At 70.5% G+C, this 24,063-nt stretch carries 17 protein-coding genes; 10 read left to right on the top strand and 7 right to left on the bottom strand.

Annotated elements, in window-relative coordinates; genetic code table 11:
* Positions 1-15 precede the first annotated feature (15 nt).
* Together ACH413_RS34845 and ACH413_RS34840 are read right to left on the bottom strand one after the other, a co-directional pair.
* Positions 16-675: a response regulator transcription factor gene (locus ACH413_RS34845; protein WP_360045548.1), complete on the bottom strand. Its 660-nt coding sequence runs from the start codon at positions 673-675 to the stop codon at positions 16-18.
* The gene (locus tag ACH413_RS34840) at positions 672-1,820 is read right to left on the bottom strand and encodes a histidine kinase (RefSeq protein WP_360045550.1); all 1,149 of its coding nucleotides are present in this window, start codon (positions 1,818-1,820) and stop codon (positions 672-674) included. Before ACH413_RS34840 ends, ACH413_RS34845 begins: the two co-directional genes overlap by 4 nt.
* Before the next feature lie 298 nt (positions 1,821-2,118).
* On the opposite strand from ACH413_RS34840, the gene ACH413_RS34835 reads away from it, so the two are divergent.
* From ACH413_RS34835 to ACH413_RS34825, 3 genes are read left to right on the top strand one after another with little or no spacing between them, the layout of a single operon-like run.
* Complete coding sequence (locus ACH413_RS34835) at positions 2,119-2,778, top strand: response regulator transcription factor (protein WP_360045552.1); 660 nt, start codon at positions 2,119-2,121, stop codon at positions 2,776-2,778.
* The gene (locus ACH413_RS34830) at positions 2,775-3,875 is read left to right on the top strand and encodes an ATP-binding protein (RefSeq protein WP_360045554.1); all 1,101 of its coding nucleotides are present in this window, start codon (positions 2,775-2,777) and stop codon (positions 3,873-3,875) included. Before ACH413_RS34835 ends, ACH413_RS34830 begins: the two co-directional genes overlap by 4 nt.
* A 31-nt stretch (positions 3,876-3,906) precedes the next feature.
* Positions 3,907-5,715 (top strand): glycoside hydrolase family 9 protein, encoded by a 1,809-nt coding sequence (locus ACH413_RS34825; RefSeq protein WP_360045556.1) that lies wholly within the window; start codon positions 3,907-3,909, stop codon positions 5,713-5,715.
* Here ACH413_RS34825 and ACH413_RS34820 read toward each other — a convergent pair.
* Positions 5,712-7,934: a hypothetical protein gene (locus ACH413_RS34820; protein WP_360045558.1), complete on the bottom strand. Its 2,223-nt coding sequence runs from the start codon at positions 7,932-7,934 to the stop codon at positions 5,712-5,714. The two genes, ACH413_RS34825 and ACH413_RS34820, sit on opposite strands and share 4 nt — an antisense overlap.
* A gap of 182 nt (positions 7,935-8,116) precedes the next feature.
* A complete protein-coding gene (locus tag ACH413_RS34815) occupies positions 8,117-9,166 on the bottom strand; it encodes a LacI family DNA-binding transcriptional regulator (RefSeq protein ID WP_360045560.1) in 1,050 nt (349 codons plus the stop codon).
* Between the two features lie 220 nt (positions 9,167-9,386).
* Here ACH413_RS34815 and ACH413_RS34810 point away from each other — a divergent pair, with 220 nt between their 5' ends.
* Positions 9,387-11,408 carry an MGH1-like glycoside hydrolase domain-containing protein gene (locus tag ACH413_RS34810; RefSeq protein ID WP_360045562.1) on the top strand — a complete coding sequence of 674 codons (2,022 nt, stop codon included), beginning with the start codon at positions 9,387-9,389 and terminating at the stop codon, positions 11,406-11,408.
* 97 nt (positions 11,409-11,505) lie between these two features.
* Positions 11,506-11,928, top strand: coding sequence for a hypothetical protein (locus ACH413_RS34805; protein ID WP_360045564.1), 423 nt, complete (start codon positions 11,506-11,508; stop codon positions 11,926-11,928).
* Between the two features lie 11 nt (positions 11,929-11,939).
* On the opposite strand, the gene ACH413_RS34800 is transcribed toward ACH413_RS34805, so the two are convergent.
* Complete coding sequence (locus ACH413_RS34800; protein WP_360045566.1) at positions 11,940-13,490, bottom strand: Na+/H+ antiporter; 1,551 nt, start codon at positions 13,488-13,490, stop codon at positions 11,940-11,942.
* Positions 13,491-13,630: 140 nt separating this feature from the next.
* Between ACH413_RS34800 and ACH413_RS34795 the strand changes: the two genes are divergently transcribed.
* From ACH413_RS34795 to ACH413_RS34785, 3 genes are read left to right on the top strand one after another with little or no spacing between them, the layout of a single operon-like run.
* Entirely contained in the window at positions 13,631-14,020 is a 390-nt protein-coding gene (locus ACH413_RS34795) for an ester cyclase (RefSeq protein WP_360045568.1), read from the top strand.
* A gap of 22 nt (positions 14,021-14,042) precedes the next feature.
* The gene (locus ACH413_RS34790; protein ID WP_360045570.1) at positions 14,043-14,978 is read left to right on the top strand and encodes an NADP-dependent oxidoreductase; all 936 of its coding nucleotides are present in this window, start codon (positions 14,043-14,045) and stop codon (positions 14,976-14,978) included.
* Positions 14,979-15,010: 32 nt separating this feature from the next.
* Positions 15,011-15,724: an SDR family oxidoreductase gene (locus ACH413_RS34785; RefSeq protein ID WP_360045572.1), complete on the top strand. Its 714-nt coding sequence runs from the start codon at positions 15,011-15,013 to the stop codon at positions 15,722-15,724.
* Here the strand turns inward: ACH413_RS34785 and ACH413_RS34780 are convergent.
* Together ACH413_RS34780 and ACH413_RS34775 are read right to left on the bottom strand one after the other, a co-directional pair.
* Positions 15,721-18,534, bottom strand: a complete 2,814-nt coding sequence (locus ACH413_RS34780; RefSeq protein WP_360045574.1) for an AAA family ATPase — start codon at positions 18,532-18,534, stop codon at positions 15,721-15,723. The genes ACH413_RS34785 and ACH413_RS34780 overlap by 4 nt on opposite strands.
* Positions 18,535-18,653: 119 nt before the next feature.
* The gene (locus ACH413_RS34775; protein ID WP_360045576.1) at positions 18,654-20,066 is read right to left on the bottom strand and encodes a CHAP domain-containing protein; all 1,413 of its coding nucleotides are present in this window, start codon (positions 20,064-20,066) and stop codon (positions 18,654-18,656) included.
* Between the two features lie 277 nt (positions 20,067-20,343).
* Here ACH413_RS34775 and ACH413_RS34770 point away from each other — a divergent pair, with 277 nt between their 5' ends.
* Together ACH413_RS34770 and ACH413_RS34765 are read left to right on the top strand one after the other, a co-directional pair.
* Positions 20,344-20,976, top strand: coding sequence for a M15 family metallopeptidase (locus ACH413_RS34770; RefSeq protein ID WP_360045709.1), 633 nt, complete (start codon positions 20,344-20,346; stop codon positions 20,974-20,976).
* A 116-nt stretch (positions 20,977-21,092) separates the two neighbouring features.
* Complete coding sequence (locus tag ACH413_RS34765) at positions 21,093-24,062, top strand: BTAD domain-containing putative transcriptional regulator (protein WP_360045578.1); 2,970 nt, start codon at positions 21,093-21,095, stop codon at positions 24,060-24,062.
* The last annotated feature ends 1 nt before the right edge of the window (position 24,063 follow it).

Below are 24,063 nucleotides of genomic sequence, written 5' to 3'. Positions count from 1 at the left end.
ATCGGCGGGATTCTGCTAAAAACGAACGAGACCTGTTTGATAGGCCACCACGACGAGCTGAGCGCGGTCTCTCGCCTGGAGTTTCATCATCGCCCGATTGACGTGGGTCTTCACCGTGAGCGGTGAGACGACCAGCTTTTCGGCGATTTCGTGGTTGGACATTCCGTGGGCCGCCAAAGCGACCACTTCGCGTTCGCGCTGGGTCAGCACGGCCAACCGGCCGGGATCGATCGGATCACTGCCGCGCTGGGTGAGGAACCGGCCGATCAGGGCCCTGGTCGCCTTCGGGGACAGCAGCGCGTCCCCCTCGGCGACCGTGCGGATCGCGGCCTGCAGCTCGGAGGGCTCGACGCCCTTGCCGAGAAAGCCGCTGGCGCCCGCCTGGAGGGCCTGTGCCACGTACTCGTCGATCTCGAACGTCGTCACCACGAGGACCTTCACGCCCGCGAAGTCCTCGTCGGAGTTGATCCTGCGGGTCGTCTCCAGCCCGTCCATGCGGGGCATCCGGACGTCCATGAGCACGACGTCGGCACGTGTGGTGCGCAGCAGTTCGAGCGCCTCCACCCCGTCCGCGGCCTCGCCCACGACCTCCAGGTCGGGTGCGGAGTCGATGAGGACGTGGAAGCCGGCCCTGATGAGCGGCTGGTCGTCGGCGAGCAGGACGCGGATGGTCATGAGCTCTTCCCGGCGGGAAGGCTGACGTGGACGTGGAACAGGCGGTCGTCTTCGAGACCTGTGCGCACCGAGCCGCCGACGGCGTTCGCCCGTTCCCTCATGCCGACCAGGCCGAGTCCCGAACCGCCGGCGGACCCGCGGCCAGGGGAGTTGACGACCTCGATCACGAGTTCGGTCTCCGTGTAGGTCACCGACAGGTCCGTGACTCCGGTTCCGTGCCGGTGGGCGTTGGTCAGCGCCTCCTGGACCACGCGATAGGCGACCAGGTCGACGGTCGCGGACAACGGCCGTTCCTCACCGGACGAGGTCCACCGGAGGTCGAGATCGGCTGTTCGGAACGACTCCACCAGCGGTCCCAGCCGCGCCATGCCGGGAGCGGGCTCGGTGGGCTCACCCGTCTCGCCGGACCTGCGCAGCACGCCGAGCAGGCCGTGCAACTCCTCCAGCACCGCGCGGCTGGACAGCCGGACGTGCCGCAACGCCTCCGCGGCGGCCTCGGGCCGGGTGGTGAGCAGGTGCCCGGCGACGCCGGCCTGAACGTTGACCACCGAGATGTGGTGGGCCACCACGTCGTGCAGTTCGCGGGCGATGTGCAGCCGCTCCTCGACGACCCGGCGCCGCGCCTCCTCCTCACGCGACAGCTCGAGGCGCGCCGCCCGTTCCTCGATCGCGGCGATGAAGGCCCGCCTGCTCCGCGTCGCCTCCCCGACCGCCGCGGCCATGCCGATCAGGGTGAACCGGCCGAGGTTCTCGCCGGTGAGACCGGACGACCCGATCAGCAGCGCGACAGCGGGAACAGCGCAGAGGACACCCGTCACCACCGCACGGCGCGATGTCCACTTCTCGGTGTGCGCGGCAACCGTGTAGATCGCCACGGCCAGCGGAACCAGGAACGGCTCCAGATCGGCCCCCGACGCCGTCGCCGGCGCTGTCCCCACGGCGGTGACGGCCAGCGCCCACAGCGGCCACGCGCGGCGGACCGCGAGACTCGCGCTGACCACCGCCAGCAGACCGACGACCGGGGGAGACCAGACGTCCAGCGCGGTGTCCGGGCCGTTCGCGACGATCACGGCGAAGTACCCCGCGGCACCGGTCGCGTCGACGACGAACGGATGCTCCCGCGTCACCGCGCGGATTCTTCTCATCACCAGCACATCGCTCACCCGTCCGGCGCGGAACAACGAATTCTGTCCTCGCAAGAATTGCTGTCCGGGCGGGAGAGTGCGTCCTGCCGGCGCAGGTGTTTCGAATACCGCGAACGCAGTATATCCGCGAACGTCCCCTAAGGGGCGGCAAGCAGTTGCGTTCCGGTAAACCGCCGATTTACCGGAACGCAACTGGGTGTGTGAATTCATCCGAGACGTATTCAGGGCCCGGCCTGGTCAGGCCTGACGCGGTCTGGTTGCGAGTGGGTGTCCAACGTGGACGGTAGGGTGCGTGTCCGTGCGAGTGCTTGTCGTCGAAGACGACCATGAGCTGGGCGACCAGGTGTCGCGGCGCTTGCGGACACGTGGGTTCGCGGTCGACCGCGCGTCGGACCTCGGCGAGGCGGACCTGAAGCAGTCCGTGCACCGCTACGACTGCGTGGTCCTGGACCGCGGTCTGCCCGACGGTGACGGACTCGACCTGCTCGCGGCGTGGCGGCGGGCCGGCGTGCGCGTGCCGGTGCTCGTGCTGACCGCGCTCGGTGCGGTGACCGAGCGGGTGGCGGGCTTCACCGTCGGCGCCGACGACTACCTCGGCAAGCCGTTCGCCGTGGAGGAGCTGGAGGTCCGGGTGGTCGCGTTGTGCCGCAGGGGAGAGGCGCCGCGGCACACCCTGCTGGGCGCGGGCGGTGTCGAGATGGACCTGCCGCGCAGACGCGTCACCCGCGACGGCGTCGTGCTCACGCTGACCGGCAAGGAGTTCGCGGTGCTGGAGCTGTTGCTCGCGCGGGCCGGCCGGGTGGTGACGCGGACCGAGCTCATCGAGCACTGCTGGGACGAGATGGCCGAGCCCATGTCGAACGTGGTCGACGTGGTGGTCGCGCAGCTGCGCCGCAAGCTCGGCGATCCTCCCGTCGTCGTCACGGTGCGCGGTGCGGGCTTCGTGGTGGAGCCGTGACCCGGCTGCGCCGGTTGCGGTGGTGGCTCACCGTCCTGTTCACCATCACCACCTCCGCCTGCCTGGCGGTGCTCGCACTGCTGGTGGCCACGATCGACCTGCGGTCGCGGGAGGCCGCGGTGGACGCCGAGGCGAACCGGCAGGCCACCGGGCTGTCGAGGGCCGTCTACTTCCTCGACGGCGTGCTGCACCTGGAACCGCTCGCCGAGGACTACCTGTCGAGTGAGGCCCACGGGATCAGGGTGCTGGAGCGTGCGGACTCCGGCTGGCGGACGCGGTTCGAGCGCGGGAACGCCCCGTCGCCCGGCACCGGACTCGAGCCGGTGCTGCGGGATCAGGACACGGCGCTGCTCGCGCCGCACCTCGTCGGCTCACCGGTCTGGAACGGCGACACCATCGGTGCTGTGGTGCTGGTGGTGGCGAGCGACCGCCAGTCGCTGGCCGAGCACGACCTGCTCGTGCGCTGGCTGTGGATCGGCTGCGCGGCACTCGTGGCGGTGGCCGCGGTGGGTGGTCACCTGCTCGCCCACCTGAGCATGCGTCCCGCCGTGCGGGGACTCGCCGAACAGGAGCAGTTCCTGGCTGAGGCGGCGCATGAGCTGCGCACCCCACTGGCGACGTTGCGGCTGGTGTCGCGGGAGGAGGACGTCACCCGGCACGTCGACCGGCTGGGCCGGCTGGTCGACGGGTTGCTGATGCGGGCCCGTGTGCGCGGCGGAGCTCAGGAGGTCGAACACGTCGAGCTGTTCCTCGACCAACTCGTCGAGCAGGTGGCCGCCGAGATCGACGACACCATTCCGGTGCGGGGCGAGCGGACGATCGTGCGCGGTGACCCGGACCTGCTGGGCCAGGCGGTGCGCAACCTCGTGGAGAACGCGGTGCGGCACGGCGGCGGCGCGCGCGTCGAGGTGACGGGGCACGCCGTGGTGGTCGACGACGACGGGCCGGGGCTCGGCCGCAGTGGCAACGGCGGCAACGGAATCGGCCTCGCGATCGTGCGCTGGGTCGCCGGGCTGCACGGCGGCGAAGTGGAGATCGGCGAGCGCGAGACGGGCGGCGTTCGAGCCGTGCTGCGACTGCCGCCGCCGTCCTCATGATTTCCTCACGATCCGCCACGCAGCCTGAGGCATGCGCAAAATCCTGATCGTGACGGCGGCGGTCGCCGTCCTGGCGGCGGTCGTGCCCATCGTGGTCAACGCGAGCAGCGAACCGTTCGCCGTCGTGCGGGTCGACCAGGTCGGTTTCGCCCCCGACGAGGCCAAACCGGCCTACCTGATGGCGTCCCACGACGTCGCCGACAAGCGGTTCTCGGTGCTCGACGAGTCGGGCCGCACCGTGCTGAGCGGGATCCTGTCGGCCTCGTCCCGTCCGTGGAACGACAGGTACCGCGTGGTGCGGGTCGCCGACCTCTCCGCGCTCACCTCACCCGGCCGCTACCTCGTCGAGGCGGGTGGTGCGCGGTCGAGCTGGTTTCGCGTCGCCCCGCGGCAGGAACTGTTGCGGCCGTTGGTGTCGAGCACCACGTCGTTCTTTCGCGCCCAGCGCGACGGCACCGAGGTCGACCCGAACCTGTTGCGCCGCAAGCCATCGCACCTCGCGGACCGCGAGGCCGTGGTGTACGCGCCACCGCGCATCGACATGCAGCGCTACGAGCTGCTCGACAAGGCGCTGACCGAGATCGGTGGCCCGGTCGACGTGGAAGGCGGCTGGTTCGACGCCGGCGACTTCCTGAAGTTCACCCACACGACGTCCTACGCCACCGCTCAGCTGCTGCTGGCCCAACGCGACGGCGTGGCGGACGAACGCCTGGCCGCCGAAGCGATGCACGGCGTCAGGTGGCTCGGCAAGATGTGGACCGGCGACGTCCTGCACGCCCAGGTCGGCATCGGTGTCGGCAACGAAGGACTGCGCACCGACCACGACGTGTGGCGACTGCCGGAGGACGACGACGCGCTCGACGTGCGGCCCGGGGATCGCGACTTCCACATCAAGCACCGCCCGGTGTTCCCGGCGAACAACCCCGGTGAGCCCGTGAGCCCCAACCTCGCCGGCCGGGTCGCCGCCGCCTTCGCGCTGGCCGCCCAGGTGACCGGTGAACGCCACTACCTCGACCTCGCAGCGGCTGTGTACGCCCGCGCCGACCACAGTCCCCGTGCGCTCGTCACCGCCTACCCGCCCGAGTACTACCCGGAGACCGGATGGCGCGACGACATGGAGTTCGGCGCCACCGAGCTCGCGCTGGCGGCGCAGCGGTTCGGAGACGACCGGGCGGCCGGCTGGTTCGCCGAGGCCGCCGACTGGGCCACGTCGTACCTCGACGGCGACGGGCGGGGCTCGCTCGGCATCGCCGACGTGAGCGCGATGGCGCACGCGGACCTCGCTCCGCATGTCGGCGGGGAGATCCGTGACCGCCTGGTGGACGACCTGCGCGGTCATCTGCGCGATGCCGTCACCCTCGCCGGGAAGGACCCGTTCGGTTCCGGCGGCGTCGCCTACTGGGAGTGGGACTCGGTGCCGAAGACGTTCGGCCTCGTGCTCACCGAGGCGTACTACCGCAGGCTCACCGGCGACCAGGAGTTCGCGGCCTTCGCCGGGCGCCAGCGGGGCTGGGCGCTGGGCGCGAACCCGTGGGGCAGGTCGTTCGTCATCGGGGCCGGCACCCGCTCACTGGACTGCCCGTCCCACGCGATCGCGAACCTCACCGGACAGTCGCCGGTCGGAGCCGTGGTCAACGGCCCCAACGCGGCCGAGCAGTTCAAGGAGCTCAACACCTTCCCGACGATGCGCGCCTGTCCCTCGGACGGGTCCAACGCACTGGCGGAGTTCGACGGCGCCGGTGCGCGGTTCCTGGACCACGCGGGTGCATGGGCCAGTGCCGAGGTGGCGATCGACTTCACCTCCACGGCCCTGCTGGCGTTCGCGCTGTCCGCACGCTAGGCGAGGCACTTCCAGCTGTACGGGTCGGAGATGGTGGTGGACCGGGAGAAGACGGCCTGCTCGTGCGGGTTCTGGCGCTGGCAGGCGTCGTCCAGGTTCATGGCCACCTGTGCGCCGGTGCCCGTGACGCAGCGCCAGTCGTGGGCGGTCGTCCCCGCGAGGACGACCCCGTTCACGGCGCCGGTGGACGTGCAGTAGCCCTGCAGGTCGAGGCCGCCCTTCTCGGTGAACGCCGGCGGCTGCGCGAGGGTCACGGTGACCGAGTTGGTGCCGGCCGGCAGCCGGACGGTCCCCTTGGCGCTGTCGACGGTGCCCGCGCTCGCCCTGGTGATGTTTCCGAGGAACGAGGGCACCTCGAAGCTCACGCCACCCGCGGGGGTGGCGCCGGACAGGGTGAGGGTGACGTTCGCCCCGGCGGCGGTGATCGCCGCGCCCATGCGCCTGCCGCCCGCGATGGGGAAGTTGCCGACGCTGGTGGTGGCGCCGTCGCGGAGCCACTGCTTCGGCAGGCCGCGGCCGACGATCACCGTGCCGTCGAGCTTCTCGGCGAGCAGCGAGTCCAGCAGCACCTTGGAGGCGTTGGCCTGTCCCCACATGTGCGGACTCGAGCCGCTGCCCGCGGTGCTGTGGGTACCGGGGGACCAGTTGCTCGTTCCCACCGACTGAATCCCTTCCCACCACGAGAAAGGAGCGCTCTGCGCGTTCTGGATCAGGTACTGGTAGCCGTAGACGCCCTCGGAGCGGTAACGGGAGGAGGCCAGTCCTGCCGATCCGTAGCCCGCGTTGTAGGAGCTGCTCACGCCGGGGTAGCCGCCGAAGGTGTGCTTGGGCAGGCCGGACAGGCGGCTGAAGCCGTTGTCGTAGGTGGAGTCGATCAGGTCGATCATCGGGCCTGCCGGGCTGCTGCCCCACAGCTGGCCGTCCCACGCCCAGCGTCCGAACAGGAACATCGAGGCCCAGTTGCCGTTGTTGGTCTGGCCACACACGTTCGCGCTGCTGTTGGGCACGTCCATGGCACAAGGCAGATAGGACAGGCCGTTGCTTGAGATCGTGGTGTTCAGCCGTGCGTTGACCGCGCGCAGGAGAGTGTCGTACGTCCGGCCGGCCCACGAAGCCTCGGCTGTCTCGCCGAGGGTGGTGGCGATGTACCGGTAGGTGAGAAGTGCGAGCAACGCCGACTGGTTGTCGACGGTCCAGTAACCGGTGTGGTCGACCGCGATCGTGGCCTTCATGATGCCGCCGGGGCCGGTGGCGTCGGACTCGATCCTGTGGGCGGTCTGCCTGATCGTGGCGAAGTTCGCGCGGACGAAGGCGGCGTCGCCGGTCTTGCGCAGGTACACCGCCCAGGGCCAGTTGTACTTCCACGTCCCGTCCGGGTACATCCGGGTGATGTCGTTCGGGTCGTCCTGGGAGATCAACGTCGGCAGGTAGTCCTTGGCGCGGTTCAGGTCGCCCGCCTCCAGCAGCTGCACCAGCATGCCGACGAGGTCGTGGTTGAAGATCGCGTCGTAGCCGTTCTCGCCGACGTTGAGGCGGTTGCCGTCCTTGACGAGGTTCGTGGTGATGTAGCCGGCCCGGTAGGCGTTGGCCAGTTGCGGGTCGGGAACCTGGATCTGGGCGATCTGCGCGAGTTTGCCGTCCCAGTAGGACGTCATGTGCGCGTAGTGGGCGTCGTAACCGCCGGCCGCCGTCAGTTCGGCGGCCGTGGGCCAGGCGTAGCCCTGGCCGAACCGGTCTGCCGCGATCACGTAGTCGAAGTCGGTGGTCTGTCCTGGTTGGACGGTCGTCGAGGGGCGGTTGAGCGGCAGGGTCCCGCCGGTCGGCGCCGGGTCCAGCACGTGCGCGACCGTGTCGTGGTTGACGACGCGGACCCGCGAGTAGATCGCGACGAAGTCCCGGTTGCCGAGCGTCACCTGGTCACCGAAGTTGGTGATGGTGACGGTGCTGTTGTCCCGCTCGAACTGCGTTGTCAGGGCGGGGTAGTAGCCTCCGGCGTTGAACCACTGGACGCGTCCCGGGTTGTTGTAGATCCCGAACCGGACGGTGGTGTTCGGTCCGGAGTGGACGTCGAAGCTCCCGTCCTTGTGCGTGAGCACGCCGTAGTAGTCGCCCTCCCACCCGATCGAGGCGCTGTCGTGCTGCGTCACCGCGGCTCGCGCGTCGCCGGAGTGCCACACCGGGGAGCTGCCGGCCAGGACCAGGGCAGCGGTGACGATCACGGGCGGCCACCCGCGCCGCCGTCGGCTGTGCGTCTTCATTGACGGGCCTTCCCCTCCGGGCGCACCGAATTTGATCGTTAAAATTGGCGTGGACCAAACCCAACCACAGGCTCGCTCAGGCTGTCAACGCTGGGAGAACTCCCCGCAACGCCTTGGCTTTCGGCTCGGCGGGGTGCGGTGGATCAAGCCCGGCGACGGGACGAACCGCGCACGACCAGTTCCGGCGCCAGCAGTGCCGCCACGGGGAGCACCGTCCCGCCGGGCGGGCACAGGGCCTCCACGATCCGCCGCCCGATCTCGGGGATCGGCTGGCGGACGCTGGACAGGTCGAGGACCTCCGCCGAAGGCGTGTCGTCGTACCCCACCAGGGCCACGTCCTCCCCGGGAGTCCGCCCGAGGTCGCGAACGGCGTGCAGGGCACCCGCCGCCAGGGTGTCGGAGGCCGCGACGAGCGCGGTCGGCGCGTCGGCGCGGTCCAGGAGACCGCGAGCCATCCTCGCGCCGCTGATCCAGGTGTCCTCGCCCCGCACGTCGAGGCGGTGGCTGCCGGCCAGCAGGCCGTGCCGGTCCATGGCCGTCACCCAGCCCCCGGCTCGATCGTCACCGACCCGGTGGCCCTCCGGAAAACCGAGGAACCCGATCCTCTGATGGCCGCACGAGGCCAGATGCTCGACCACGGCGGCGATTCCCGCCGCGTTGTCGACGTCCACCCAGCCGGTCGCGTCGGCGGAGTCGGAGAACCGCCCGAAGGACACGAACGGCACCCCGGCGTCCAGCAGCATCGACGGCCGCGGGTCGTCCGGCACCACGTTGTACAGCACGACGCCCTCGACCGCCCCGCTGCGAACCAGCCGCACGCAGGTGGCCACCTCGTTCTCCGCGTCGTCCACCGCGAACAACATCAGGTGCCGGCCCGCCGCCTGACCGGCCTCGGCTAGCGCGTGCAGGAACCCGTCGTGCAGGTGGGCGAGGGAGTGGGAGGAGACGGGCTCGATTCGGCAAGCGATCATGCCGGCCGAACTGGAACGCAACGCCCGAGCCGCCCGGTTGGGCTGGAACCCGAGGTCCGCCACGGCGGACAACACGCGGTCCCGAGTCCCGGGCCGCACCTTCTCGGGGTAGTTCATCACGTTCGAGACCGTCTGCTTGGACACCCCGGCGGCCACGGCGACGTCGGCGATCGTGACCGGACTCGACCGCGGCGCGGCAGGCCTGGCAGGCGACTTCGCCACGACGGACACCCCTGACCGAGTTGAACGTTAAAAAATCTGGCTGACCAGTGACATCCTAAGGTAAGGCCTGGTTGTCGCGGGTGTCGTGAGGTGAGAGCCGTCGGTTCGACGATCTCGCCCTCTGACAGGAACGGACAGGATCCTCGCTCGTGAGAGCGATTCCATGGTGCACTGCCCACTCGGCTCCGGTCGGGTCCGGGTGCCGGGAAAGGTGCCACGAATGATTCCCCGGCGGCGGATCGGTCGTGTCCTTCTGGCTCTGCTGACGATGTTCGGCGTGGTCACCGGTGCCTCACCGGCGACAGCGGCCACCACGCCGACGCTCAGATTCGCGAACCCGTTGAGCCAGGCGCTGTACGGCAACGCCTACGCGGCCGCGCTCGACAACCTGTTGCGCATCAACACGATGGGCTACGACGCGGGCTACAACAGGAGCGGGCTGCTGGATCCGGCCGTCGGCTTCGTCCGCGCGGGCGGTGGTTACCACCAGCCGTGGACGCGCGACGCGTCGGTCAACAGCTGGAACGCGACCAGCCTGCTGTCGCCGGCTCTGGCGAAGAACACGCTGTGGGCCGTCGTGGACAAGGACTCTGCCGGCGCGTTGCGGGTGCAGCAGGACGACCAGCAGTGGGACCAGGTCATCTGGCTCACCGCCGCGTGGCACCACTACCTCGTGACGGGCGACCGGGACTTCCTCGGCAACGCCTACCGCACCGCCAAGTACACCCTGGCGATCCGGGAACGCGCCGGCACGGCCGGGTTCAACGCCACGTACGGGCTGTTCACCGGGGCGTCGTTCTTCAACGACGGCATCGCCGGCTACCCGGCGCCGCCCGCCGACGCGACCGAGTCGGTCAGCACCGGCAGCATGCCGTGGCCGGGCGTCGCGAGCGGGATGTACCTGAGCACCAACGAGGTCTACTACGCCGCGTACGTCAACGCGGCGAACATGGCGGACCGGCTGGGGCAGCCGCAGGACGCCACCGGCTACCGCACGAAGGCCGCCGCGCTGAAGACCGCGATCAACCGGTACTTCTGGAACGCGCAGACGGGCCTGTACGACTACCAGCTGCTCGCCAACGGTGCTCGTGGCGCCTACCAGGAAGGCACCGGCCTGGCGTTCGCGATCCTCTTCGACATCGCGAGCCCAGCGCAGGCGCAGTCGATCATCGCGCGCACCCGCACGATGACCTGGGGCCTGCCCGACACCTACCCGCACTGGGACCGCTACTCCGACGCGCAGCCCGGCCGTCACAACGCGATCGTCTGGCCACTCGTCCAGGGCCTGTGGGCCAAAGCGCTGGCAAAGCAGGGAAACCAGAACCTCTTCGCCGCCGAGACGACACGCCTGGCGAAGCTCGCGAACAACAACAGCGGCTTCTGGGAGATCTACAACGGCAACACCGGCGTGGTCGACGGCGGCTACCAGCGACTCGGCGACACGGTGAAGTTCCACTGGGGTTCCGAACCCGACCAGACCTGGTCCGCCACGGCGTTCCTCGACATGGTCCACACAGGACTGTTCGGGCTGCGGCACACCGACCAGGCGCTGACGTTCGCGCCGGACCTGCCGGAGGGCTGGGGCGACGTGACCCTGCAGAACCTGCGCTACCGCGACGCCGACCTCACGATCACGCTGCGCGGAGCCGGCACGACGATCAGCTCCGTCAAGGTCGACGGCCAGTCGTCCCGCGCCGAGGTCCCCGCCACGCTCAAGGGCGCGCACACCGTGGAGATCACGCTGACGGGAGCCACCGGCGGCGACCGGGACGGTGACGGCGTGGCCGACGGGCAGGACCGCTGCCCCGACATCGGCGGAACGGTCTCCGGCTGCCCCGCCCCCGCCCGCCTGGACGCGGAGGACGCTCGCAACACCGGCGGGGTCAAGACGAACGTCAACCACACCGGCTACTCCGGCAGGGCCTTCGTCGACGGACTGTGGGCCCAGGGCGCCGCCTCGTCGTTCACGGTGCACCGCGCGTCGGCAGGACAAGGATCCGGCGCGATCACCTTGCGGTACGCGAACGCCAACAGCGACGCGCGCACGATGACGCTGTCGGTGGACGGACGCGCCGTGCGGCAGGTGAGCTTCCCGAAGGTCTCCGACAGCTGGGACACCTGGGGCACGGTGACCTTCGACGGCGTTCCGGTCAGCGGCCGCGACCCGGTGGTGACGATCTCCTACGGCCAGGGCGACAACGGCTCGATCAACCTGGACTGGTTCAGCTACAGCGGACCGTGACCGTCGTACTCGTGGTTCTGGACGTCGGTGGCACCGAGGTCCTCGTCGGCTTGAGGCGGTGCCGTTCGTCCTGGCTGCGGCAGGTCGCCCTGGTGTCGTGACGGTCAGGCCTCGGGGATCTCTCGTCCGAAGGCCTCCGGGGTGGTGTCGGCGGGTTCGGGACCCCCGCGCCCGCGACTTCTGGCGAGACCGGGACCGCATCGCCGGCGACACCGTCGCCATGATGCGCACCGAAGCAGGCCGCGATCCCCGCGACAGGGCGCTGACCGATCTCGTCGGGGAACTGAGCACCCGCAGCGAGGATTTCCGCACCCGTTGGGCGTCCCACGACGTGCGCCCGCATCGCACCGGCGTCAAGCAGTTCCACCACCCCGTCATCGGCGACCTGGACCTCGGCTTCGAGACCGTGCGGCTCACGGCGGACCCCGGCCTGACCATGACCCTGCTCAGCGCCCCTGCGGGCTCCGCCGCCGACGACGCCCCCTCGCCCGCGGTAGGCGCGATCAGGGGCCGGTCGTGAGTGGCGTCGGGTCATTCGCGGGACAGCGCAGCCTCCTCGAGGTCCAGCTCGCGCAGCACGCGGAAGAGGACCTCGTCGTCGATCTCCTTCTGGTCTCGCGCCTTGATGAACTCCTCGCGCTCGGCCGTCAGCATGGCTCTGCGCAGCCTTCGGTAGGCAGCCGCCGGGCTCTCCGCCTCGTCCTGCCTCCCGAGCCGCTCCCACGCGGCGTTGCCCCGGTGTTCGGCGAGCGCCCGCAGTTGGTCGCGCACGTGGTCCGGGATCTCGTCGAGCTCCTGGTCCAGCCGGTCGACCGCGGCCCGCGCCGCTCGATGCTGAACCGCTGCCTCTGCCAGGGCGTCCTGCCTCGCGTCGTCGCCCGCGAAGCCGATCCTGCTGATCAGCCGCGGAAGGGTCGTGCCCTGCAACAGCAACGTGGCGATGGTGACCACGAAGGCGCAGAAGACGATGACGTCGCGTCCAGGGACGGCTTCCGGGATCGCGGCAGCGGCGGCGAGCGTCACCACGCCGCGCATGCCCGCCCACGCGATCACGGTGAGCTGGCCGTTGTGTGGAGGACGTTCGCGCGCCCGCAGGCGTCGGGACAGCCGATACGGAATCCACGCGGCCGGATACATCCAGACGAATCGTGCGAGGACCGTGGCCAGCAGGACCGCCGCGGCGCCGAGAAGCAGGCGGAGGTCGAGCTCGACGTCGTTGATGATCGACGAGAGCTGCAGGCCGATCAGCGCGAAGACGAACGACTCCAGCAGCACGTCCACCGACCGCCAGACGGCGGCGTCCTGCAGTCGTGTCGTGTAAGTGCCGCGCGGTGAGTGGTATCCGATGTAGAGGCCCGCGACGACGACCGCGAGCACCCCGGAGACATGCGCGACCTCCTCAGCGAGGAGGTAGGCGCCGAACGGCACGAGCAGGCCGAGCGCGCTTTCGAGGACACCCTCGTGAAGATGCTTGCGCAGGAACCTGACCACCACGCCGACCGCCACGCCGATGGCGATGCCACCGATCGTCACGAGGACGAACATCCCGGCGCCCTGGAGCGGGTGCACGGCGGTGCCGACGGCCGCGGCGATCGCGACCTTGTACGCGGTGAGCGCCGTCGCGTCGTTGATCAGGCTCTCCCCGACCAGCAACGTCATCGCCCGCCGTTGCAGACCGAGTCTGCGCCCGATGGCGACGGCCGCCACGGCGTCCGGCGGAGCGACCACCGCGCCGAGGACGAGCGCGGCGGCCAGCGGGAGGTCCGGGAAGGCGAGTGCGGCCGTGGCGCCCACCGCGAGTGTCGTGAACAGGACGAGGCCCACCGCCAGGAAGCCGATCGGCTGCAGGTTCGCACGGATGTTGAGGTAGGAGCTGTCCAGCGCGGCGCTGTAGAGCAGCGGTGGCAGGACGAGGACCAGGATCAGGTGCGGATCGAGTTCGAACGCCGGCACGCCCGGTGCGAACGAGACGACGAGCCCGGCGGCGACCAGGACCAGCGGCGCCGGCCAGTTGAGCCGGCGGGCGACGGACGTGACGACCAGCGCCCCGGCCAGCAGCAGCAGAAGTTCGGGCCCTTGCACGCGCGGTCCTCCTCGAACGATCGGTTGTGGCGACTCTGTCGCACGATCGCCGGGAGTGCGTACGTCAGATGACTGTCGACTTGAGACGGTCAGTCATTTGACGTACGCACCGGCGTGGGAACGCGACCAACATCGCCGCCATGACCGACCTTGAACGCAACAAGCAGATCGTCGTCGAGTTCTACCGAACCGCGATGGACGGCGAACCCGAGAAGGCCGCCGCCGCTCACCTGGGGACGGACTACGTCCAGCACAACCCCGGCGCCGCCGACGGGCCGGAAGCCTTCATCGGCTTCATGCACTTCGTGCGGGGCCGGTTCCCGAACCTGCGGCTGAACATCAAGCGCGTCATCGCCGAAGGCGACCTCGTCGTCGTGCACTCGCACATGGATCTCGACCCGGGCAATCCGGCGAACCCCGGTCAGGCGCTGGCCGACATCTTCCGGGTGGACGACGACAAGGTCGTCGAGCACTGGGACGTCATCCAGGCCGTGCCCGCGGACTCCGCCAACCCGCACGGCATGTTCTGACCAGGATCGGGGAGTTGTCCGCATGACAGACACCATGCTGGCCGTCAGCCAGAACGAGTTCGGCGGTCCCGAGGTGCTCGGGACCGTGTCACTGCCGGTCCCGCGGCCCGGCGTCGGCGAGATCCTGATCCGCGTGCACGCGGCGAGCGTGAACCCGGTCGACGTCTACAACCGGGAGCGCGGCGTGCTGATCGGCAAGCCGCCCTTCGTGCTCGGTTGGGACGTCTCCGGCACCGTGGCCGCCGTCGGTCCCGGTGTGACGATCCACGCGCCGGGCGACGAGGTGTTCGGCCTGCTGCCGTTCCCGCGTGGACACGGCGCCTACGCGCAGTTCGCCGTCGGCCCGGCACGCGCGTTCGTGCCCAAGCCGGACCGCCTCACGCACGTCGAGGCGGCCGCGCTCCCGCTGGCCGGGCTGACCGGCTGGCAGGCACTGGTCGACACCGCCGGCCTCCGTGCCGGGAGCCGGGTGCTGATCACCGGCGCCGGGGGCGGCGTCGGCCACCTGGCGGTGCAGATCGCCAAGGCACGCGGTGCGCACGTCATCGCACAGGTGTCGCCCGGCAACGCCGAGTTCGTGCGTTCGCTGGGCGCCGACGAGCTGATCGACTACACCACGACACCCGACTTCACCGCCGTGACCGGTGATCTCGACATCGTGCTGGAGGCGGTCGGCCTCTACGCGGCGCAGGCCGTCGCCGCGCTGAAACCGGGCGGTGTGCTGGTGGCGACTTTGGCCCAGAGCCTGCCCCCGGTCGCGGAGGAGGCCGCCAGGCAGGGCGTCCGCGCGGTGTCGCTGCTCGTGGAGTCCGACCGGCTGGGCATGACCGCTCTCGCGGCGCTGGTCGAGGACGGACTGCTCACCCCGGCCGTGGCAGCCACCTATCCGCTCAGCCAGGCGGGCCTTGCCCAGTCCACCAGATCGGGACCGGGCAAGACCGTTCTCGTCATCGAGTGATTTTCTGTTCAACGGCAAGGAGTTCGCCTGACATGCCCAAGCTCGCGAGTAGCGTCGTGCTCGTCACCGGGGCCAACGGTGGCCTCGGTGCGCACTTCGTCCACCAGGCTCTCGATCGCGGTGCCGAGAAGGTCTACGCGGCCGCACGGACCCCGAGAGACTGGGACGACGACCGCGTCGTGCCGCTCCGGCTCGACGTCACCGACCCGGCGTCGATCGCGGTCGCGGCCGCGTTCGCCCCGGACGTCACCGTCGTGGTCAACAACGCCGGTGCTCTCAACGGGTCCAGCGTCCTCGACGACGACCTGGCGGGCGTACGGGCGTTGTTCGAAACGAACTTCTGGGGCGCCCTGGCGGTGACCAACGCGTTCACGCCCGCCCTGCGGGACAGCGGGGGAGTCCTGCTCAACGTGCTGTCCGTGCTGTGCTGGGTCGGCAACGGGGACGCTTACAGCGCGACGAAGGCGGCGTTGTGGTCCGCCACCAACACCCAGCGGATCAAGCTCCTCGGAGACGGGGTGCACGTCGCCGCCCTGCATCTCGGCTACGCGGACACCCGGATGGCCACCGGGGTCGACTCGCCCAAGCTCGCGCCCGAGGACGTCGTTCGCGCGGCGTACGAGGGTGTGGAGGCGGGCGAGCACGAGATCCTCGTCGACGACCTCAGCCGTCGGGTCAAGGCAGGTCTCGCCGGTCCGCTCAAGGTCCTCTACCCGCAGCTGCGGGCACCCTCCACAGTGGACTAGGCGTCGCCAAGGGCGTCCCGCAGCTGGGTGCGGTTGGTGATGCCCAGCTTCGGGAAGATCTTGTACAGATGGGTGCCGATCGTCCGGTGCGACACGAAGACCTGGTCGGCGATCTCCTTGTTCGTCATCCCGGCGGCCGCGAGCCGGGCGATCTGCAGCTCTTGCGCGGTGAGGCTGGTCGACGCGGGCCGGCTCGCCGCGGTCGAGCGGGTGGGAGCGCTGCCGGCGGCGCGCAGTTCGTTCGCGGCACGGTCGGCCCACGGACGTGCGCCGGCGGCTTCGAAGGCCCGCAACGCGGTGCCGAGCTGGTCCCTGGCGTCGACGATGCGCCGGGTTCGGCGCAGCCACTGCCCGTAGGCCAGCCGAGTGCGCGCTACTTCCAGCGTGGCAGGGCTTTCGGCCGCCAACGCCGTGGCGAAGTGCTGTTCGGGGTCAGCGCCGGTCTGGGCGAGCGAGCGGTGCACCAGATTGTCCAGGTGAGGGCTCGCGAACGCGGCACTGGCGACGGACGCTCGTTCCAGCACGGGCCGCACCTCGTCGATCCGGCCTGCGCGCACAGCGGCTTCGGTCAGGTCTCCCAACGACCAGAGCTTGGTGGTGTGGTGCGTCTGCGCGGCGGTGAGCGCCGTCCAGGCGTCCTCGTACCGGTGGTCGTTCAGCGCGACGAGTCCTGTTGCCCAGCTCGCCCTGGCCTTGAGCACGACGAGTTCGTCGGTCCCCGCCAGCCTCGCGCTGTCGTCGAGAGCGGTGAGCGCACGCTCGTTGTCCCCGCGCCACGCGTGCGCCATGGCCGACGTGGCCGCCGAGAAGGCCGCCACGACCCGGAGGCCCAGGGCGGTACCGACCTCCTGGGCGAAGCCGGAGTCCGTGAGTGCGTCTCGCACCTCGCCGAGGACGACCCGGATCCTGGCGCGTTCGTGGAGCATCCACGCCTCGTCACCCGGCATGCCCGCGCGGTGGAAGTACCCCGCGCCCATGTTCCAGCACTCCAGAGCCCCGGCGGGGTCGTGCACGGACTCGGACATCAACCCGAGGCCGATGATGATCTGTGGTCGGCTGGGCGAACGCTCGACGTCGTCGGAGAGGTAACTTTCGCGCACGAACCGCAGCAGGCCGGGCAGCTGCGCGCGTGCCTGCGCGGCGTGCTCGGCCGGGGCGAGCAGCACGCGGCCCACCAGCGCGAGCAGTCCACCGTCGTCCCCTGCCGCGTCGTCGATCGCGTGCCGGAGCCTGTCGCGCAGATCGTCGGGCAATCCATGCGTGCAGTGCGCCGTGGCAGCCGTGGCCAGCACGCGCAACCGCTGCACCGGGTTCTCACCACCGGTCGGGCCCGCCAGCCGTCCGACCAGGGCCAGCAGGTCCTCGGTGCTGCGGCCGGGCACGAGCGCGCTGCTGGTCAGGGCGACCTGGGTCAGTGCCAGAAGCGTGAGCACGTCGGGGTCTTCCGTCGACCCCCACACCTCCCGCACCAGCGACGTGCTGTCGGCGACCTCTCCCGCCTGGCGAGCGATCTCCGCCGCGGTCGCGAGACGACGGGTCCGGTCCGCTGTGGACGAGGAGATGGCCGCGGACCGGCGCAGCGCGGAGACCGCCTCGGCGTTGGCGCTGCGGCCACGGGCACGGGCCGAGGTGGCTTCGAGTGCGGCGGCCACGTCGTCGTCGTGGTCCGTGACGGCCGCGGCCGCGTGCCAGGCCGCGCGGTCCGGATCGACCGCCGCAGCGGCCAGCACGCGGTGCACGGCGGTGCGTTCGGCGAGCGACGCGGCGTTGTAGACGGCCGAGCGCACCAGCGGATGCCGCAACACCAGCCGATCGCCGTCGACGGACAGGAGGCGTGCGCGTTCGATCGGCGCGAGATCGTCGAGCGCCAGACCCGCACTCGCCGCCGCGGCCATGAGCTCGTGGAGCGACGACTCGGGTGCCGCCGCGATGAGCAACAGGATCCGCCTGCTCCGGTCGGGCAGTTCGGCTGCTCCGGCCAGGAACGCCTGTTCCAGCCTGCGCGTCGTGGGCCACCACCGGTCGTCGCCCAGGTCTGCCCGCCGTGGCCGGCTCGCTGCCACGCGGGTGAGCTCGGCCAGTGCGAGCGGGTTTCCGGCGGACTCGGCGAGAACCAGCCGCCGCGTCCGTTCGTCCAGGCCCGGCCGTTGCTCACGCACCAGCTCTTCCGACTCCGCGTCGGTCAACGGTCCCAACGTGACGTTCACCAGCGGGATCGACCGGACGATGTCGGCCGCGGTGCTCTCCCGCGTGTCGAGTGCGTGGTCGGTGCTGTCCGTCCGCATCGTCAAGAGCAGCAGCACGGGGGCGGTGACCAGACGTCGCGCGATGAAGGAGATGGTCTGCGCGGTGGAGGCGTCGAGCCACTGCGCGTCTTCGACCGCGACGAACACCGGCTGTTCGGCCGCGTGCTCCTCCAGCAGCCCGAGCGCGGCGAGCCCGACCAGCAGGCGGTTCGGAGGCGGACCTTCCACGAGCCCCAGCGCGATCTCCAGCGCTCGCCGTTGCCCGGCCGGGAGCGCCGGCAGTCGCCCGAGCAACGGCTGGAGCAGCTCGTGCAACGCGGCGAACCCCGACGTGGTCTCGCTCTGCACCCCGTCGCAGTGCAACCCGCGGAAGCCGTGCTCGGCGGCGATGCGGGCCACCGCACCGACCAGGGTGGTCTTGCCGATGCCGGCGTCACCTTCGAGCAGAACGACCTGTCCACCAGGTCCGATCTCCGCGATCAGCTCCTCGCAGCGGGCGAGCTCGCGTTTGCGCCCTACGAGCGGAACGGAGCCGGCACCCGTGCAGGCGAAGTGGGTCGGCACTCGAACGATCCTAGCGACTTCTCCGCGGGCGGCAGGGGCAGCGGCCGGTGTCCTGCTTCCGCGCACACGCCAATGGCGCGCCCGGCAACCGCCGGGCGCGCCTCAGGAGGGGAATCGCGTCACATGATGATGTTGAACATGTTCCAGCCGAAGCCGAGCTCCTCGCCCTGGCTGTAGGGCCGGCCGTTGTCGCGGACGATGTTGTTGGAGTACATCCACAGCGAGCCGTCGGGCTTGCGGGCGACGAGGTCGGAGTAGGCGTCACCGGTCACGTTCGCGCCGACGATGGTGTCGAACATGTTCCAGCCGCTGCCGATCTCCACGCCCTGGCTGTAGGGGCGGCCGTTGTCGCGGATGATGTTGTTGGCGTACATCCACAACGTGCCGTCGGGCTTGCGTCCCAGCATCTCCGAGAAGCCGTCACCGGTCACGTCGGCCGCGAGCAGCCTGTCGAACATGTTCCAGCCGAAGCCGAGCTCCTGGCCCTGGCTGTAGGGCTTGCCGTTGTCGCGGATGATGTTGTTGGCGTACAGCCACAGCGAGCCGTCGGGCTTGCGGGCGAGGACCTCGGCGAAGCCGTCACCGGTCACGTCGGCCGCGACGATGGTGTCGAACATGTTCCAGCCGAGACCGATCTCGCGGCCGGAGGCGTAGGGCGTGCCGTCTTCCTTGCCGTCGTTGGCGTACAGCCACATCGAGCCGTCGGAGGGCTTGCGCGCCAACACGTCCGTGTAGCCGTCGCCGGTCACGTCCGCGGTCAGGACGATGTCGAAGCCGTTCCAGCCGTGGCCGATCTCCTGGCCGTCGTGGTAGGGCCGGCCGTCGTCGCGGATGATGTTGTTGGCGTACATCCAGATGGTGCCGTCCGGCTTGCGTCCCACCAGGTCGGTGAACGAGTCGCCGGTGATGCTGTGGTCGACGACCGGCTTCGGCGGAGTGGTGCCGCCACCGCCGTCGCCGATGCCGACGGGGGAGACGTAGCCGATGATGTCGCCGTTCGAGCGCTGGTAGCTCGACCGACGGACCCGGCTGGGGCTGCCCTGGTTGCCGCCGATGGTGTTGACCCTGGAACTGGAGGCGCTCGTCACGATGGCCACGTGGTCGATCGGGTGGTCGTCGCCAGAGCTGTGGTCCCAGTCGAACACGATGGCGTCACCTGGTTGTGGCGTGTACCCGCTGGACCGTGAGTGGTACGTCCCGTTGTCCTGGCCGTAGCTCTTGAACGACTGCGCCCAGCCGTCGAGGCCCTTGAGGTCCGTGACACCGCCCTTCTTCCACACCCAGCGGGCGAACTCCGCGCACCACGCCATGCCGCAACTGTTGTTGTAGCCGGGCGAACAGGCGGAGCCGCCGAGCTCGGCCGTGGCGGCGTCGACGATGCGGTCTCTCGACGGAGCCGCGTTGGCCGGCGTCGCCAACATGACGGTGCCGGTCATCAAGGCCAGCGCGGCGGTCACGACGGTGCGGGTGGCCTTGCGCAGGCCGGTGCCGGTGGACTTGGACTCGCTGCGGCGGATTCCTGATCGGAACACGTGGTTCTCCCTCTTGCTCTGGTGCGGGATCCGGTCGGTGTGTCCGGCCGGTGATGGACCAAACATTCGCCAGAGGGGGTTTCAAGACGGTCCACGAAACCTTTAACCGCAGACCAGCAGGCGCGCACACGGCTTCGTGCCGCCCGGTGCGCGCCACCGGACGCGCCGCCCGCGTCCGGACGGACGTACGTGGCGTTAAAGAAAAATTCCAGTACGCCCGTGCACCGTCGTGCGATCGCGTGTGCAGAACGGTGAAGCAGGAGGAGAGGCGTTGGAGATGGTGTGGCTGTCGGATCCCGCAGTGGCGGCGATCCCGGTGCGCGAGCGCGGCGAGCCCCTGGTCGACCTGCGCACTGTTGCCGCTCTTCGGCTCGACAGCCGGCTTGCCGACGAGGAGGGGCTGTACGCGCAGTTGCGGATCGGTGTGGTGGATCGGCTGGTGACCGCGCAGACGTTGCTGCCGCCGGAACTGAAGCTGCTGATCGTCGAGGGGTACCGGCCGCAGGCGTTGCAGATCGCGTCGTTCGAGTCGGCCGTCGCGGAGTCCCGTGCGCGCTCACCGCGGGCCGGCGAGCAGGTGCTGCGGCAGATGGCGAGCATGCGCAGTTCCCCTCCGGAGGTGGCACCGCACGTCGCCGGGGCCGCGGTGGACCTGAGCCTGTGCACGGTGGACGAGATCGAGCTCGACCTGGGCACCGCGGTCAACGACACCGCGACGGAGCGGTCCCACACCGGGGATCCGACGGTGGACGCCACGGCGCGCCGCCACCGCGCCGTTCTCGCGCGGGCGTTGCGCGGCGCCGGACTGGTCAACTACCCAAGCGCGTGGTGGCACTGGTCCTACGGCGATCGGTACTGGGCATACCTGACCGGATCCCCCCAAGCCCCCTACGGGCCCATTGTTCCCTGATATATCCGCATTTCCGGAACCACGACCCCCCTGCGGGTGTGATCTACTTGCACCGGTGACGCTGGGGAGGTCACGATTTGCTGGAGTTCCGATTACTCGGTCCGGTCGAAGCCCTGGTGGGTGGCAGAGCCGTACCGCTCGGCGGTCTGAAGCCGCAGGTGCTGCTGGCCGCGCTGGTGCTGGAACGCGGCCGGGTGGTGCCGGCGAACCGTCTGGTCGAGCTGCTGTGGGGTGAGGAACCGCCCGTCAGCGCCCGGTCGCTCATCCAGACGTACGTTTCCAAGCTGCGCAAGGCTTTCGCCGACCTCGGTGCCCCCGACGTGATCGTGTCCAGGTCTCAGGGCTACCTGGTCCGCCTCGACGACTCCCGCGTGGACGCCGACGAACTCGCCGTCCTGCTCGGCAAAGCCCGGCAGCAGAGCCAGGGTCACGGGCACGACCCGGCGGCGCGGCTGCTGGCAGAGGCGGTCGCGTTGTCGCGTGGTCCCGCGTTGTCCGGCCTGCAGGACACGCTCCTGAGCGGGGAGGCGCGGCGGCTCGACGAACTGCTCGTGTCCGTCCAGGAGGAACGCTTCGCGGCCGAACTGGGTCTCGGCCGGTTCGACCACCTCGCCGAGCTGACCGCCGCGGTGGCCAGGCAACCGGTGAACGAACGGTTGCGCGGGCAGCTGATGGTGACGCTGTACCGCCTGGGACGGCAGGCCGACGCGCTCGCCTGCTACCGGGAGGGCCGGGACGCGCTCGTGGACGAGCTCGGCGTGGAACCCGGCTCCGAGCTCGGCGCGATCCACTCCGCGATCCTGCGCGGCACCCTGGAGCTGGTTCCGGTGGACGCGGCACCGGTCGCCCGGACCGCGACGGCGCCCGCGCAGTTGCCGGCGACGCTCGCCGACTTCACCGGCCGGGTGCGGGAACTGGCCGAGCTCGCCGCCGCACTGCGCGCGGAGGCGCCGGCCGTGCAGATCGTGGCAGGGCCGGGAGGGTGCGGGAAGTCCGCACTGACCATCCGCGCCGCGCACGAGGCTGCCGCGTCGTTCCCCGACGGCCAGCTCTACGCCGAACTCCGCGGCACGAGCGACCTGCCCGCGACCGCCGGCGAGGTCCTGGGCCGGTTCCTGACCGCGCTCGGGATGGACCCGGCTCAGCTGCCCGAGTCGACGCAGGAACGCCAGGAGCGCTACCGGACGTTGGTCGCCGGCCGCCGGGTGCTCGTCGTGCTCGACGACGCCGCGTCCGAGGAACAGGTGCGGCCCCTGCTGCCGGGTGCCGCCTGCTGTGCCGTGCTCATCTCGTCGCGCGACCGGCTCGCGGGACTGGCCGGAGCGCTGTTCACCGAACTGGACCTCGTGACGCCCGGCGAGGCGTACGGCATGCTCGCGCGGATCGTCGGCGAGGCGCGGCTGGCGGAGGACGTGGACTCCGCGCACCGGATCGTCGACGCGTGCGGACGCCTGCCGCTCGCGTTGCGGATCGCCGGTGCCCGCCTCGCCTCGCGGCGGCAGCTGCCGTTGCGCGTCCTCGCCGACCGCCTCACCGACGAACGCCGCCGTCTCAACGAACTCTCCGCGGGCGACCTGGCCGTGCGCAGCAGCATCGCGTTGAGCTGCCGGGCACTCGACGACCGGGCTCGCACGGCACTGGGCCGGATGGGACACCTCGGCCTGCCCGACTTCTCCACCTGGGTGGTGAGCTGGCTGCTCGAGACGTCCGAGGCGGAGGCGGAGAAGGTCCTCGAGGTGCTCGTCGACGCGCAGCTGGCCACGTTGTCCGGTGCCGACGCTGCGGGAGTGCTGCGCTACCGGCTGCACGACCTGGTCCGGCTCTACGCCCGCGAACGAGCAGAGGCCGACGAGCCCGCCGAGCTGACCGCGTCGATCGCCCGCGTCCTGGACGGCTGGATCGCCCTGCTGAGCCGCACGGCTGTGAACAGCCCCCCGGCCGAGTCCACCTGGCGTCCGGGCGCCGGGCACCAGGAACCCGACGGCGTCACCGTCATGGCCGAACGCCTGTCCGACGACCTCGACGCCTGGCTGCGGGGCGAGGAGTCGGCGTTCGCGGTCGCGGTCGAACGTGGTGCCGCCACCGGCCTGCACCGGCACGTGTGCGACTTCGTCTCGGCCCACACCGCGATCGAGCAGGCGGCCAGCTCCTACGACCTCCGCGACCGGATCATCGGTGTCGCGATGACGTCCGCCCAGCACGTCGGCGATCCCGGCCTCGCAGCGGACGTGCTGGCCAAACTCGCGCGGCTGCGGTTCTTCCAGGACCGCTTCGCCGAGGCCCGCCAGCTCTTCGGCGATGCGCTGAGCCGCTACCGCGACCTGCACGACGTGCGGGGCCAGGCCGCCGCACTCGCCGGGATGGGACTCGCGTGCCGCGAACCCGGACACCTGACCGAGGCGGTGCACTTCCTGAGCCAGGCGGCCACCCTGTCCCACGCGCTCGACGACCAGGTGGGTATCGGGCACGTGCTGCGGATCAGGGGCTCGGTCCGCCTGGAACTGGGCGAGTACGACGAGGCGCGGGAGGACCTGGAGCAGTCACTGGCCGCGTACCGGCAGGCCGGAAGCAGGCGCGGGGTCGCACTGTCGTTGCGCAGCATGGGTCTCTACCACCGGGCGCGCGGTGACTACGAGACGTCCATGGCCGTGTGCGCCGACGCCGCCACGATCTTCGCCGAACTCGGCGACGACCTCATGCACTCCTACGCCGTGCGGGCACACGCCAAGGCGCAGATGCGGGCGGGCCACACCGCGGAGGCGTTGCCCCGCCTCGAAGCGGCGCTCGCCACCGTCCGCGCCAAGGACGACCGCTGGGGCCAGGCCATCACCCTGCGCGTCCTCGGACAACTGCACCTGGCAGAGGGACGGCTGGACCTCGCGCAGGACTACCTCGACGCGGCGATGTCGATCTGGGACGCCATGGAGACACCACTGTGGCGTGCGCGCACCGAGTACGACCTCGCGCTGCTGCACCGGAGCCGGGGTGACGTGGAGGCGGCGGACGCGGCGTTCGCGCACTCCCGGTCCGTGTTCCGCGCGCGAGGGGCACGGGAGTACACGGAGTACGCCGAGCTGCCGGTGTAGC

Source organism: Lentzea sp. NPDC020367, assembly GCF_044387305.1.
Lineage (GTDB): Bacteria > Actinomycetota > Actinomycetes > Mycobacteriales > Pseudonocardiaceae > Lentzea.
This window is presented reverse-complemented; position numbering and strand designations above follow the sequence as displayed.